This is a genomic window from Vibrio floridensis (assembly GCF_021852965.1).
Taxonomy (GTDB): domain Bacteria; phylum Pseudomonadota; class Gammaproteobacteria; order Enterobacterales; family Vibrionaceae; genus Vibrio; species Vibrio floridensis.
In genome coordinates this window covers 174254-189807 of sequence record NZ_JAKGCY010000006.1, presented here as the reverse complement: position 1 = coordinate 189807, position 15554 = coordinate 174254, and the positions used below count along the sequence as shown (strand labels likewise).

The window sequence follows — 15554 nt, the reverse complement described above, 5'->3', positions numbered from 1 at the left end:
TTATTTGCGATTGGCTATTGGCTCACTGAGAAAAAAACCGCCAGAGAAACTCTCTAGCGGTTTATTCAGTATCACATTATTTCAATCGGATTAGCCTAGATTTTTGCGTGCGTTTTGGAACATACGCATCCACGCGCCATTTTCACCCCAACCTTCTGGTGCCCATGAGTTTGCTACGGTGCGGAATACACGCTCTGGGTGCGGCATCATGATGGTTACGCGACCATCTTTTGTCGTCAAACCGGTAATCGCATTTGGTGAACCGTTCGGGTTGTTCGGGTATTGTTGTGTTGGATTTCCTAGGTTATCAACAAAGCGGACCGCAACGGTGCCCGATGCTTCAATCGCAGCGAGATGTTGAGCATCGCGTACTTCCACACGACCTTCGCCGTGCGAAACAGCGATAGGCATACGAGAGCCTGCCATGCCATCAAAGAAGACGGAATCCGATTTCTGTACTTCGACTAGGCTAAAGCGTGCTTCAAAACGCTCTGATTCGTTGCGAACGAAACGTGGCCACAAGTCGGCACCTGGGATCAATTCTTTCAAGTTTGAAAGCATCTGACAGCCGTTACATACACCCAGTGAGAAGGTGTTTTCACGATTAAAGAAGGCTTGGAACTGCTCACGTGCTTGCGCATTAAAGAGCACAGATTTCGCCCAACCTTCACCCGCGCCTAATACATCACCGTACGAGAACCCCCCACAAGCCACTAGACCATGGTACTCATCCAGCACCGCTTGACCCGTTAGAATGTCACTCATGTGAATGTCAGTCGCTTCAAAGCCAGCACGGTCAAACGCTGCTGCCATTTCAACGTGAGAGTTAACCCCCTGCTCACGCAGAATCGCCATCTTAGGTTTCGCGCCTTTTGCAATGTAAGGTGCTGCAATGTCTTCGTTAACATCATAGCTGAGCGATACATTCAGACCTGGATCAGCGTTGTCTTTCTTCGCTTCAAACTCTTGGTCTGCACACGCAGGGTTGTCACGCAGTGCCTGCATCTTATGCGTCGTTTCCGCCCAGATAACACGCAAATCTGTGCGTGAACGTTCCAGTATCACAGCATCACCAGAGCGAATCACAAAGTTGTCTGAAGCATCAATTGCACCAATTACGTGTGAACACGCTTCTAGACCATTTGCCGCCAACGTCGACAGCACGGAATCCAATTCGTCGTTCTTAACTTGAACAACCGCACCGAGCTCTTCGTTAAATAACGCCGCCAGAACATCATCACCCAGCGCAGCGATATTCGCGTTGACACCACAGTGACCAGCAAAGGCCATCTCTGCAAGTGTCACCAATAGGCCGCCATCACCTTTATCGTGGTACGCAAGCAATTTGTCTTGACGAACCAGAGCTTGCATCGCATCGAAGAAGCCTTTCAACTGTTCTGCGTTGTCGACGTCAGCCGGTTTATCACCCAATTGCTTGTAAACCTGAGCCAGCGCCGTAGCACCTAGGCGGTTCTTACCGTTGCCAAGGTCAACAAGAACCAGTGAAGTCTCGCCTTTGTCGGTACGCAGCTGAGGAGTAATGGTTTTACGTACATCTTCAACACGAGCAAACGCGGTGATGATCAGAGACAGTGGAGATGTCACTTCTTTCTCTTCACCGTTCTCATTCCACTTGGTCTTCATTGACATTGAGTCTTTACCAACAGGGATAGTAAGACCTAATGCTGGGCACAGTTCTTCACCCACCGCTTTCACCGCTTCGTAAAGACCCGCGTCTTCACCTGGGTGACCTGCTGGTGACATCCAGTTTGCCGACAGCTTAATGCGCTTGATATCGCCGATGTCAGTCGCTGCGATGTTAGTGAGAGACTCACCAACGGCTAGACGTGCTGACGCGCCAAAGTCAAGGAGCGCAACAGGCGTACGTTCACCCATAGACATCGCTTCACCGTGGTACGTATCGTAGCTGGCAGCGGTTACCGCACAGTTTGCAACTGGCACCTGCCACGGACCGACCATTTGGTCACGCGCCACTAGGCCTGTAACGGTACGGTCACCAATGGTGATCAAGAAGGTTTTTTCAGCCACGGTTGGAAGACGAAGTACGCGATCCACCGCTTCGTTAAGTTCGATACCATCACGCGTCATCGCTGGGCTGTCTACTTTGAGTGTGGTTGCTTCACGGTGCATCTTTGGTGGCTTGCCAAGCAGAATGTCCATTGGCATATCAATCGGCGTATTGTCGAAGTGCGCATCTTCCAGCGTTAGGTGACGCTCTTCCGTTGCCACACCGACCACTGCGTATGGCGCACGCTCACGTTTACAGATTGCATCAAATGCCGCCATGTTTTCTGGTGCGACCGCGAGCACATAACGCTCTTGAGATTCGTTACACCAGATTTCCAATGGGCTCATTCCCGGTTCATCGTTTGGTACATCACGCAGTTGGAACTTACCGCCACGCTCACCATCATTGACCAATTCTGGTAACGCATTTGAAATACCACCTGCGCCAACGTCGTGAATAAACGCGATTGGGTTGTTGTCGCCAAGCTGCCAACAGCGATCGATCACTTCCTGACAACGGCGTTCCATCTCTGGGTTTTCACGTTGTACCGAAGCGAAATCCAGATCTTCGGCCGACTGACCTGACGCCATAGACGACGCAGCGCCACCACCCAGACCAATGTTCATCGCAGGGCCGCCAAGAACAATCAAACTTGCACCGACAGGGATCTCTTTCTTCTGTACGTGCTCGTCACGAATGTTACCCATACCACCAGCAATCATGATTGGCTTGTGGTAGCCACGCACTTCTTCACCTGCGTGTGACGTCACTTTCTCTTCGTAAGTACGGAAGTAACCAAGGAGGTTTGGACGACCAAATTCATTGTTGAATGCCGCGCCACCAAGCGGGCCTTCAAGCATGATGTCAAGGGCGTTGACGATACGACCTGGCTTACCGAAGTCCGTTTCCCATGGCTGTTCAAAGCCAGGAATACGCAAATTCGAGGTGGTAAAGCCAACCAGACCCGCTTTTGGCTTACCGCCAATACCGGTTGCGCCTTCGTCACGAATTTCACCACCAGAACCGGTTGACGCACCTGGCCATGGTGAGATTGCGGTTGGGTGGTTGTGCGTCTCTACCTTCATCAAGATGTGCGCATCTTCGTGATGGTAGTTGTATTGACGCGTTTCAGGATCAGGGAAGAAACGACCCACTTTTGAACCCGTCATTACCGCGGCGTTATCTTTGTAGGCAGACAGCACGTGATCTGGCGTTGTTTCAAAGGTATTTTTGATCATCTTAAACAGCGATTTTGGCTGTTCCACACCGTCGATCGTCCAATCGGCGTTAAAGATCTTGTGACGACAGTGCTCAGAGTTGGCCTGAGCAAACATCATCAGTTCGATGTCATTTGGATTACGGCCAAGCTTCGTAAAGTTCTCCACCAAGTAATCAATTTCATCTTCTGCCAGTGCGAGGCCAAGTGAAACGTTTGCTTCCTCAAGCGCAAGACGACCTCCAAAAAGGATGTCAACTTGCGTCATCGGGGCTGGTTGCGCCACGCTAAACAGTGCAGAGGCAGCGTCCAAATCAGTAAACACCACTTCCATCATGCGATCATGAATAATGCTTTTTACGATGTTGATTTGCTCGCTAGAAAGCTCTGAAGACGACTCAACATAGTACGCTGTGCCGCGCTCTAAGCGCTTCACTGCGTTAAGGCCGCAGTTTTGTGCAATGTCTGTCGCTTTTGATGACCAAGGAGAGATGGTGCCAGGACGAGGCGTGACCAGCAATAAGAGACCTTGAGGCTCATGCTCTTCGATAGTTGGGCCGTAAGTTAGAAGTTTCTCAAGCTTTTCCAACGCTTCTGCGTCTAACTCAGAGGTCAGATCCGCAAAGTGCATGAACTCGGCATAAATGCCAGTGACAGGCAGATCTTGTTCACGACAAAGTTCCAAAAGTTTATTAACTCGAAACTCAGAAAGAGCTGGGGAGCCACGCAAAATTCTCATGTGCTTAGGTCTCTTATGCAATTGATTAAGGTGATATTGGAATAAATTCAGTGGGTTATACTGTTTTACTTCGAACTTATGCCGATTGCACCTCTCTGTTGCGGGCGCATTATATAGCAATTGTTTTTGTGATGTAACACCAAAAGCAACCGTTTGCGTCACTTTTTTTGTCAAATTTGAAATACAACCAAAATGTGGAAGCAATAAAAACATGTACAATTCTGCTGTTCGCTTTTTCTTTGCCTACCCTGCGCGCTTTGATATAAAGAGACCAACAGATTTTTGAGAGCAGACTGAATGCCAATACTTAATCTTCACCAACTACGTAACGCTCTGTTTATTCTTGCGACTTCTCTCTTTCTCGCAGGATGCCAAATTGAATCTAAACCCGCCAGCGAGTTGGATCAGATCAAACAACGAGGCGTTCTGCGTGTTGGCACTCTCAATAATCAACTCTCTTACTACATTGGCCCAGATGGTCAAGCCGGTTTGGATTATGAGCTGGCAAGACAATTTGCCGACGAGCTTGGCGTAAGGCTAGAGATCAAAACGGCATTTCGCCAATCAGAACTCTTTCCGATGCTAAAACGTGGTGATATTGACCTCGTCGCGACGGGATTAAGCCAAACCCCACGCGTGATTAAGCAATTTCGTCCAGGCCCCAGTTATTACTATGTAAGCCAAGTGGTGGTGTACAAGAATGGTGCTCTGAGGCCAAGAAACCTAAAGCAGCTGATTGAATATCAAAACGCTAAAACCACACCGGATGGCGAGGAGTCGAATGAGCTTGCCGCTGCGCAAACTCTACAGGTCGTTAAACAATCGCAAAATGTCACTTTGCTCAAGTCGTTGCAAAATGAGTACCCTGAGCTAAAGTACACCACTGTATCGGATGCCGACAACTACGATTTGTTGCGCCGAGTTTCAGCAGGCGAACTGCGCTTTGCGATTAGCGATTCCATTGAGCTCTCACTTGCGCAGCGTTTGTATCCCGATCTCGCGACTGCGTTTGAGGTCACCGAAGACCAACCTGCATCTTGGTTCGTTCGTCGCTCTCCTGACGAATCGCTTTATGCTTTGATGATTGAATTCTTCGGGGACATCAGCCAATCTGGTGAGCTTGCTCGATTAGAAGAGAAGTACATTGGTCACATTGGTACCTTCGATTATGTCGATACGCGCGCGTTTATTCGAGCGCTAGACAGTAAGTTGCCTCAATGGGCACCGCTGTTTGAACAATATTCTGCCGAGTTTGACTGGCGCTTGATTGCTGCGTTGGCTTATCAAGAATCGCATTGGAACCCGTTAGCGAAATCGCCAACGGGGGTTCGTGGCATGATGATGCTTACCCTGCCAACCGCACAAAGTGTCGGCGTCAAAAACCGTTTAGATCCAGAACAATCGATTCGAGGGGGTGTAGAGTATTTGCGCCGTATTGTCGCGCGAGTACCAGAATCCATCCCCCAACATGAGAAAATCTGGTTTGCCCTCGCATCGTATAACGTTGGCTTTGGCCATATGATGGACGCTCGCCGTTTGACAAAAAAACAAGGAGCCAATCCGGATTCTTGGGCTGATGTGAAAGAAAGGCTGCCTCTGCTAAGACAGAAAAAGTACTTCAGCCAAACTCGCTACGGTTATGCCCGTGGAGACGAGGCGAAAAATTACGTTGAGAATATTCGCCGCTACTACCAAAGCATCATTGGCCATGTAGGACAAAACTCTCTAATTGCCAGCGATCAAGAGGGCGAAATTCAAGTGATTCCGCCACTCGAAAATGAAGAGTTGGCCGCGGTTAATGATGTTAGTGAATCCGCAACCGGCTCGTTAGCACAAGATACGGTTGTCAGCCAAGCAGAAGGCAACGTACCGACCAACCAATAACCACCACATAGGAAGCGATTTTTGTAAAAGTCGATTGCTTTTTAGCAACGACTTTATCTAAAATCGCTCTCCTGAATTAGGCCAAACTGACCGTTTCGTCAATTATGCTGGCCCTCTTTATAACGCTTCTTTGTAACAAAATAAGCTAACTGAAGAACATTCAAATTGAACGCCCCAAACGCTTTTTATTTTTCTCAACATCAACAATACCTGGTGACGTTGAGCATCGTGGTGGGGATTTTTTTATCGTCAGTAGGAGGTCGTTGTGTTAAGACGTCGCGTCCAATCCAAGCGCCTAAATAAAACGGTAGCGGCTAACCGCCGTAAACGTAAGTTAACGAATACAAAACGAAAAATATGCGCTCGCAACCGTATTTACGTACATCTAGTAAATCACGCGTAACCTGTCAGCAAGCATCTGCTTTCAATGCAGATGTTTGTTTTACCTTCTCACGCTACTGATCTTCGCTTTCGTTTTCGCTCACGTGCAGCTCCCTCTTCAACGCCTTGATCTCTTTACGACGACGCTTAAAAAAGGCCTGTAACTGCTCACGGCATTCCGACTCTAACAATCCTTTTTCGATGGTTGCGTAATGATACGCCGCTTGACTAGAAAACAGATCGAGTACCGTCCCAGCCGCCCCTGCTTTCAAATCAGGAGCCCCAAAGACAATGCGTTTCACACGGCTATGCAGCAGTGCGCCAGCACACATTGGGCATGGCTCTAAGGTGACGTACAACGTGGTGTCGAGCAGACGATAGTTACCCAGACTCTGCCCAGCCTGACGTAAGGTCTGTATTTCTGCATGGGCCGTCGCATCATGTTGGCCAATCGATTGATTCCATCCTTCAGCAATCACTTCGCCATCTTTGACCAGTACCGCACCAACAGGCACTTCCCCTTCATTTTCAGCAATCGCGGCAAGCTCAATGGCTCTGCGCATAAAACGTTGATCATCGAGACTAAAATGACTATCAGACAAAGAAACTCCTAAATCGAACTGACAACAATTTTGAACAGATTATAGGGAAAACATTTCGCAGAGCCCATAAAAAAACGCAGGCGAACCTGCGTTTTTCATTTCATGCACAATGATTACATTGTGTAGGTGTATGGCGCTTGAACACCCAGCGGAATACCCACAGCCCAGTAAGCGAGCAAGAAGATAGTCCAACCAATCAGCATCGCAATAGAGAATGGCATCATCAGTGATGCAAGCGTACCGATACCGGTTGATTTCACGTAACGTTGACAGTAAACAACAACAAGTGGGAAGAACACCATCAACGGTGAAATGATGTTGGATACAGAGTCACCCACACGGTAAGCCGCTTGAGAAAGCTCAGGAGAAATACCCACAGCCATAAGCATTGGAACTAGGATAGGACCAATCAATGCCCACTTAGCCGATGCTGAACCGATAAGTAGGTTCACTGACGCCGTCAGCAGAATCATACCAACAATCGTCGCCTCACCTGGCAGGTTCATCGCTTTCAGACCTTCAGCGCCGTAAAGTGCCAACATGGTACCGATGTTTGACTGAGCAAATGCCGACAAGAACTGTGCACAGAAGAACGACATCACAATGTATGCGCCCATCGTCGACATTGTTGTTGCCATCGCTTTGATAATGTCGTTACTGGATTTGAACGTGCCAGACACACGACCGTAAACATAACCAGGGATGATAAACAGGATGAAGATCAATGGAACAATTGACTTCATGATCGGAGCTGAGAACGCCGTAATTTCACCATTTGGTGAACGCAGTGCTGAGTTCTCAGGCCAGATAGCCGCGATAAGCAGCGCAATACCTGCCATCATTGCCCAACCAGCGTAACGGAACGCTTTTGATTCTAATTCAGTGAATGAACCAAGATCTGGTGCTTTTTCTGCATCGTCATCAATTGGAGTATTCGCAAGACGAGGCTCGATGATTTTCTCTGTCACATACCAGCCAATCGCAATGATGATCACCGAAGAAAGACCAGTGAAGAAAATGTTCGCCAGCGGGTTAACCACGTATGCAGGATCTAGAACCTGAGCTGCCGTTTGTGTAAAGCCAGCCAATAGAGGGTCGATACCTGAAGGGATAAAGTTGGCCGAGAAACCACCCGATACACCCGCAAACGCAGCCGCGATACCCGCAAGAGGGTGACGACCTGCTGCATGGAAAATGATACCACCTAGAGGAATAACCAGTACGTAGCCTGCATCCGCTGCGGTGTGCGAAACGATCGCAACCAAAATCAGCATTGGAGTCAGAAGCTTAGCTGGCGTGAAATTCAGCATCTTCTTGAGGCCTGTGGTAATAAAGCCAGAAGAGTCTGCAACGCCGACACCAAGCATCGCCACTAACACGATCCCTAGAGGTGCAAAACCAGTAAATGTGGTCACCATGTTTGCAAGAAAACTGGCTAATGATTCACCGGTTAGAAGGTTTTTGATTGCAAGAGCGTCGCCAGTTCGAGGATTGATAAGATCAAACGAAACGTTTGACAAAAGTGCAGACGCAGCCCAAGTAATCACTAGTGCCCAGAAGAACAAAATCGCAGGATCTGGGATCTTGTTCCCTACCCTTTCGATGAAGTTCAAAAAACGATCCATGCCGCTCGGCTTCGGCGATGGCGCTTGATTTACCGCTTGGTTACTCATGGTAACTCCATAATCAATGATGTTGGTGCCAATGGCTTCTTAAAATTATTGTTTCAGCCAATTTTTCAACGTTTGATTCTATTAAATCCGTTTAAGAAAAGCACAAGGTTCTGAAAGTTTTTCCATATTTGGAGACATATTTTGCAAAAACACAATTAATGTGCAACAAATTAAACACAAACAAACGACAACTTGCGAAACAAAAAAGAAACCTTCCCGAAACACATCATCTTAACCGTAGCTAACCATCTGTACTCATCAGCACTACTAACCAACTAATCACATAGTAAATTCACTGTGTTTGGAAATCATGGTTTTGAGTTCTACCGAATGGTTATTGCCAAAGCGATCTTGCCAGGTAGTTTGAACATGGACTGTTTTCAGCTCACCAGATAACGCTGTGTTTGGAACGCTCCATGTAACGGTATATGGGGGGTGTGCGCTGGAGCCTGCGCCGATATCAGAATCAAAATTGGCCACGGCAATCGCAGAGGAAGCAGTCGCACCACGAGTGCGAAACCATTCCAATTTTTGCTCCGCCAAATTAAGTGCTTCAATACTATGAATGGCATAGTCGGCCTTTTGCTCGATGTAAACCTGTAGCTTAACTAACCCCAGCGCACCAAAGCCAATCAGTACAAATGAAATCAATACTTCCAACAAACTAAAACCACGTTGCTTACTTTGCATTCCAGCTCCCCTTTTGCCATCTAGGAGGAAGAGTACTATTCACAAACTCTTTCATGATATCTGAACTAAATTTAAGATTGATTGAGTTTTTAAATAATGCATTTTGATTTTTAGTATCTAAAATCATTCCCCCCGTAAAATTAAATGAACCTTCCATATACATGGTAGCTAATGTTGCATCGCCTTGGGAATATGTACCATTAATCGCTTCGAGACCCGCTTTGAAATCATTGGGGTCATGTTTTAGTGTGGCAATTAATGTCGCATCAAACTTTTTATTATCCCACTGCTCTTTTATTGGCGTATAAGTACTATTTACATGAACAAAAACACCATTAACATTCACAGCACTTCTCCCCCCCACAATTCCATCATGCACGACAAGAAGAACCTTCATATTGGGGTAAGTATCTTTATTCAGTAAGGCAGCAAGCTCCGTATTAAATTCACAAGGTCCATCTACCCAAATTGCGTTCTTACCATTGGTTTTCAAAACCAGTTTATTTATCTCTGTATAACAATCGCTACCTTTAGTGGTGGATACTTTTTTAAAATTATTTTTCGGATCATCTCTTACTTGCTTCCAATCCGAAACTTTTTTACCAAAAAAGTCTTTAAATGGAGACAAGTCCGTTTGTCGTTTTACGTCAAGTTCCAATCCATTTCTTTGAACCAATCCATCTTTAAAATAATATCCTATTTTATCACTGGATGACGTAATGAAACTCGATCCACATTTAACGCCAGATTTATATCCATTTCCTGGATGAACACCTGCAGAATAGTTCAAATCGCTATTAATAAAACCTGAACCAAAGTAAGCTTTATCTCTGATGACCATGGAAACACATTCATAATATTCTTGTTCATCATATTTTTTAAGTTCTCCTGGATCAGGTGAAATAGTTACAGCTGCATTAACAACTAAATTTGATGAACTACGTATCGATCCCGTACCACCTCCTGAGGCAGAACTAACTATATTTTTAGTTAAGCCTGCATAACCAATTTTGCTGGTAACCTTAGTTGGGTTGTTCACTGCGGTGACAGCTTCATAGGTAAAAGTCACTGAATGACTCCCTATGTTGCATTCGGGTATCGAGGATGCGGTAGGAATAACACCATCCTGCACTGTTTTTGTGTAAACACACTCCAATCCACCTTCTGCCAACCAGTGCTCTTGCCTTGACTTGACTTCATTTTGAGCAATTTTTATCTGATAAAGTAATCCTCTGGCAGAGGCTAAGGAAATAACCAAAGAAAACAACAATAAAAACGCAGTAAATAACAATGTCACATAGCCAGTTTTTAATTTCATTGCCAGTTCCTTTGTTTAATTATGACGGTTGATGTATCACTCAATGATCCATCATTAGTACTTAACCCAAGAACTATTGTGGTCATCCTACTTGATGATTGAGTACTTTTGACTTCCTCAGAGACCACTGAAAAATGATTAACTTTTAGTACGCCGTCATCAATTAATGGTTTGCAAGATCCAATTTCAGAAAAGCTTTTTATACCTGATGACGAAATAACGCCTTCTTCACAAATATATAGCTGATCTCGCTCCTGCTTATATTTGATATTGCGATATTTTTTGTTTTCATTCGCGTCACTTTTGAAATAGACAAAGCCTATTGCGTTAGCGCCACTGACCACTAATGTCCCCGTTGCACCTGAAAGCGTTAAGGAATGCCCAAAGCCACCATCATAGCCTGCAAGTTGAACATCCTCTTTCATAACCGATAACGTGCTATCCAAACTTTGCATCAAGTTAAGATGTAAACTATTCTCTCTCACTGATTTTTGTAAGTTTAAGAACAAAGAACCAATAGTCCCGATCAGTATTACCCCCAACATCGCACTGATCATCAACTCAATCAAAGAGCTTCCTCTTTGTTGCGTCCTACTAACACGTTGGATAGTCATATAGTTTAGCTCCCGACAGACTGCATACCCGAACTCGTCCTGGCGGATTGGAAATGACAACAGATAATTTTTTGGTTTCATCTGATGTAGGATAAAAGACTATGCTTCCGCCTTGAGGCCTACCTCTGACTGGATCAAATGAAATATACTTATGTTCATAGTTATGGACGATCGAAAGACCTGAGTAAGATGACCCCGATAAGTAGAGCAATACATTGCTGGCGCTGCTTGAAGATGCACTTAGTTTTAAGGACCATTGGCCTTTGTTAGCCACTTCAGCTTTTGCTTTAGTAAAATGAACATACAACTTGGTGTTTCTCAGCACCGCTTCTGACTTACTTTGATTAAAAAAGCCATTCAGTTCAGAGGCCAATCTTTGCATCTCGACCGTTTGAGAAACACGAGTAAAACTGGGTGCCGCCGAAGCTAAAACAACAGCCAAAACAGCGACTGTGATTAAAAGCTCCAAGAGTGTGAAGCCGCGAGTCATTTCCCAAATTCCTATGTAATGTACTGCTGAACGAGAATTCAGCTTGCACCTATGCTAGCACCATAGAAAAATAGGCGGATAATCAACAAGGAAGTGTTCGTGATGATTCGAAATTTTCCCTGCAAACGCTACAAACTATACTCATCAGGCATGACATTGATCGAATTAATGATCGCTGTTGTCATCATTGGGGTATTGGCAAGCATCAGCTATCCGAGCTACAAAAATTATGTAATCGAATCGCATAGAACCGTTGCTAAAGCGGATATGGCGAAAATTCAATTGGCGTTGGAGCACGGTTATAACGGAGCTTACCAATGGTCGCAGATTGTTTCTGGCGGCTCTTGCACGATTTGTGATTCTTCGTCAGACAGATATGAATTTGAGGTCGCCAGTTCTGCAACTATTTCATACACCATTACAGCGAAGGCGCAGACCGATAAAGGTCAAAACAACGACCCTTGTTTAGCCAATGAAACAGTAAAAAAAATGACGCTCGATTCCACCAACCAGGCGAAACCAACGGCTTGTTGGTAACAAAAAGCCCGTTTGGCATCACCAAACGGGCTTTGTCGTACTGAACTTTTTATCACATGACTAGCTGGTCAAATCGTCAAAGAACTTCTTCACACCATTAAAAAAGCCTTCTGATTTTGGTTTGTGCTTGGTGGCCGCTTCACCACAGCAAGACTCTTCAAACTCTTTCAGCAATTCTTTTTGACGTGAACTTAAGTTAACTGGCGTCTCAACCACGAGCTTCACAATCAAATCACCAATTGCGCCGCCGCGAACGCCTTTAACGCCTTTGCCACGCATACGGAACATGCGGCCAGTTTGGGTCTCAGATGGCACTTTTAAGTTCACACGGCCATCGAGCGTCGGTACTTCCACTTCGCCACCCAGTGCCGCCATAGCAAAACTTACTGGCACTTCACAGTAAAGGTTATTGCCTTCACGTTCAAAGATGTGGTGCTCTCTCACGTGCACTTGTACATACAAGTCTCCCGCTGGCGCGCCGCGTTCGCCCGCTTCCCCTTCACCAGAGAGGCGAATGCGATCGCCTGTGTCAACACCTGCTGGAATCTTAACATTGAGCGTTTTGGTTTTCTGCTTGCGGCCTTGACCATGACACACATTACATGGGTCTTTGATGATCTTGCCTTTGCCGTGACAGGTTGGACAGGTTTGCTGTACAGCGAAGAAACCTTGGCGCATCTGAACTTGACCATGGCCATGACAGGTACCACAGGTTTCAGCTGAAGTGCCTTTCTTCGCCCCAGAGCCTTCACAAGTGTCACAATGAACCAATGTCGGAACTTCAATTTCCTTCGAAACGCCACGAACGGCCTCTTCTAGCGACAGTTCCATGTTGTAGCGCAGATCGGCACCACGCTGCGGACGAGCGTGACCACCACCGCGGCGACCACCGCCAAAAATATCGCCAAAAACATCACCGAAGATGTCACCAAAATCAGCGCCACTGCCACCACCGAAACCACCGCCGAAGCCGCCACCGCCTTGTTCAAATGCAGCGTGACCATATTGATCGTAAGCCGCTTTTTTCTGCGGATCGGTCAGAATTTCGTACGCTTCTTTTACTTCTTTAAACTTATCCGCAGCAGACTCGTCACCCTGATTGCGATCTGGGTGAAATTTCATCGCCAAGCGCTTATATGCTTTTTTGATGTCTCGCTCTGAGGCATCGCGACTAACGCCTAATACTTCGTAAAAATCACGTTTTGACATGTTATTCGTCACCAATTAATTACTACAAACGGTTGATTCCGCTTGGTGTTTGTATCGATATAGATAAAGGTGCGACGTTATAAAACAATGCTGTCCTTTATCTATAAGCACACTGGTATTTACAAACTTACGGGCGTCAGAGTTTCCCCAAACGCCCGCAAACAGGAAGTTAAGTACCAGATGGCTCAACACCATCTGGTCAAACAAGATTATTTCTTGTCGTCTTTCACTTCTTCAAACTCTGCATCAACTACGTCGTCATCTTGAGACTGAGCACCAGCGTCTGCTGAGCCTTGTTGCGCTTGAGCTTTTTGCTGAGCGATTTCCATTAACTTCTGAGCTGCTGCCATTAGCGCTTGGATTTTCGCTTCGATCGCTTCTTTGTCTTCGCCTTTACGAGCTTCTTCAAGTTCGCTGATTGCGGTTTCGATCTTCGCCTTCTCATCGGCTGGTAGCGCTTCGCCCGCTTCTTCTACTTGCTTGCGTGTACCGTGGATGATTTGGTCAGCTTGGTTACGTGCAGTTGCTAACTCTTCGAACTTTTTGTCCGCTTCTTTGTTTGCTTCTGCTTCTTGTACCATTTTCTCGATCTCAGCGTCGCTTAGACCGCCAGAAGCTTGGATAGTGATCTTCTGCTCTTTACCCGTCTGCTTATCTTTCGCAGATACGTGTAGGATACCGTCCGCATCAAGGTCGAAAATGACTTCGATCTGTGGCATGCCACGTGGTGCAGGGTTAATACCTTCAAGGTTGAACTGACCTAGCGACTTGTTGTACATCGCTTGTTTACGCTCACCTTGTAGCACGTGAATCGTTACCGCACTCTGGTTGTCTTCCGCCGTTGAGAACACTTGGTTCGCTTTGGTTGGGATAGTGGTGTTCTTCTCAACCAATTTCGTCATTACACCACCCATAGTCTCGATACCTAGAGACAGCGGCGTTACGTCTAGTAGCAGAACGTCTTTCACATCACCCGCAAGTACACCACCTTGAACAGCTGCGCCTACCGCTACTGCTTCATCTGGGTTTACGTCACGACGAGGCTCTTTACCAAAGAACTCTGTTACTTTCGCTTGAACCATAGGCATACGAGTCTGACCACCTACTAGGATAACGTCAGTGATGTCACCTACAGAAAGATCTGCATCCGCAAGCGCAACTTTTAGTGGCTCAAGTGAACGTTGAACTAGGTCTTCAACCAGTGATTCTAGCTTCGCACGTGTCACTTTGATGTTCATGTGCTTAGGACCGGTTGCATCTGCCGTGATGTATGGCAGGTTTACGTCAGTCTGGTTAGTAGAAGACAGTTCGATCTTCGCTTTTTCTGCTGCTTCTTTAACGCGCTGCATCGCTAGAGGATCTTTCTTCAGATCCAGACCTTGGTCTTTCTTGAATTCTGCTACTAGGTAGTTGATTAGACGGTTGTCAAAATCTTCACCACCAAGGTGAGTATCACCGTTAGTTGCTAGTACTTCGAAGGTTTTCTCGCCTTCAACTTCATCGATTTCGATGATAGAGATATCGAATGTACCGCCACCTAGGTCGTATACTGCGATAGTGCGATCACCGCCTTGCTTGTCTAGGCCGTAAGCTAGCGCTGCCGCAGTTGGCTCGTTGATAATACGCTTAACTTCTAGGCCCGCGATACGGCCAGCATCTTTTGTTGCTTGGCGCTGAGCATCGTTAAAGTATGCAGGAACGGTAATTACTGCACCTGTTACTGCTTCACCTAGGAAGTCTTCTGCTGTTTTCTTCATTTTCTTAAGAACTTCAGCAGAAACCTGAGGTGCAGCCATTTTCTGGCCTTTCGCTTCAACCCAAGCATCACCGTTATCCGCCTTCACAATTTTGTATGGCATGATTTCGATGTCGCGTTGAACTTCTTCATCTTCAAAACGACGACCAATCAAACGCTTGATTGCAAATAGCGTGTTTTCTGGGTTTGTTACCGCTTGACGTTTTGCAGGTTGACCAACAAGAGTCTCACCATCGGTATAAGCGATAACTGAAGGAGTTGTGCGCTCACCCTCCGCATTTTCGATTACACGTGGTTTGTCGCCGTCTAGTACAGCAACACAAGAGTTAGTAGTACCTAAGTCAATACCAATGATTTTACCCATCTGGCTATCTCCAAATAAATTCTATTTTCTTTTGCTTTATCCCCTATATGGG

General features: G+C 46.2%; 11 protein-coding genes. 2 read left to right on the top strand and 9 right to left on the bottom strand.

All coding sequences use genetic code 11. The features are described 5' to 3' along the window. Nucleotides 1-90: 90 nt before the first annotated feature. Entirely contained in the window at nt 91-3984 is a 3894-nt protein-coding gene (gene purL, locus LZU85_RS11895; RefSeq protein ID WP_237287161.1) for a phosphoribosylformylglycinamidine synthase, read from the bottom strand. Nucleotides 3985-4281: 297 nt separating this feature from the next. Between purL and mltF the strand changes: the two genes are divergently transcribed. Beyond that, a complete protein-coding gene (gene mltF, locus LZU85_RS11890; protein WP_176298003.1) occupies nt 4282-5868 on the top strand; it encodes a membrane-bound lytic murein transglycosylase MltF in 1587 nt (528 codons plus the stop codon). Nucleotides 5869-6323: 455 nt separating this feature from the next. Here mltF and tadA read toward each other — a convergent pair whose 3' ends face one another. The 6 genes from tadA to LZU85_RS11860 all read right to left on the bottom strand — a co-directional run bounded on the left by tadA (nt 6324) and on the right by LZU85_RS11860 (nt 11636). After that, complete coding sequence (gene tadA, locus LZU85_RS11885; RefSeq protein WP_176298004.1) at nt 6324-6851, bottom strand: tRNA adenosine(34) deaminase TadA; 528 nt, start codon at nt 6849-6851, stop codon at nt 6324-6326. Nucleotides 6852-6964: 113 nt separating this feature from the next. Continuing rightward, entirely contained in the window at nt 6965-8524 is a 1560-nt protein-coding gene (locus tag LZU85_RS11880; protein WP_176298005.1) for an AbgT family transporter, read from the bottom strand. Between the two features lie 279 nt (nt 8525-8803). Next, nucleotides 8804-9214, bottom strand: a complete 411-nt coding sequence (locus LZU85_RS11875; protein ID WP_237287160.1) for a type IV pilus modification PilV family protein — start codon at nt 9212-9214, stop codon at nt 8804-8806. Next, nucleotides 9204-10532 carry a hypothetical protein gene (locus LZU85_RS11870; RefSeq protein WP_237287159.1) on the bottom strand — a complete coding sequence of 443 codons (1329 nt, stop codon included), beginning with the start codon at nt 10530-10532 and terminating at the stop codon, nt 9204-9206. The genes LZU85_RS11875 and LZU85_RS11870 overlap by 11 nt, the downstream gene beginning before the upstream one ends. Further along, nucleotides 10529-11146, bottom strand: a complete 618-nt coding sequence (locus LZU85_RS11865) for a PilW family protein (protein WP_237287158.1) — start codon at nt 11144-11146, stop codon at nt 10529-10531. The genes LZU85_RS11870 and LZU85_RS11865 overlap by 4 nt, the downstream gene beginning before the upstream one ends. Beyond that, entirely contained in the window at nt 11127-11636 is a 510-nt protein-coding gene (locus LZU85_RS11860) for a GspH/FimT family pseudopilin (RefSeq protein ID WP_176298009.1), read from the bottom strand. The genes LZU85_RS11865 and LZU85_RS11860 overlap by 20 nt, the downstream gene beginning before the upstream one ends. 102 nt (nt 11637-11738) lie before the next feature. Between LZU85_RS11860 and LZU85_RS11855 the strand changes: the two genes are divergently transcribed. Continuing rightward, entirely contained in the window at nt 11739-12173 is a 435-nt protein-coding gene (locus LZU85_RS11855; RefSeq protein ID WP_176298010.1) for a type IV pilin protein, read from the top strand. A 60-nt stretch (nt 12174-12233) separates the two neighbouring features. Here LZU85_RS11855 and dnaJ read toward each other — a convergent pair whose 3' ends face one another. Then, nucleotides 12234-13382, bottom strand: a complete 1149-nt coding sequence (dnaJ, locus tag LZU85_RS11850) for a molecular chaperone DnaJ (RefSeq protein ID WP_237287157.1) — start codon at nt 13380-13382, stop codon at nt 12234-12236. A 209-nt stretch (nt 13383-13591) separates the two neighbouring features. After that, on the bottom strand, nt 13592-15502 hold the full coding sequence (gene dnaK / locus LZU85_RS11845; protein ID WP_237287156.1) for a molecular chaperone DnaK: 1911 nt from the start codon (nt 15500-15502) through the stop codon (nt 13592-13594). Nucleotides 15503-15554: the final 52 nt, after the last annotated feature.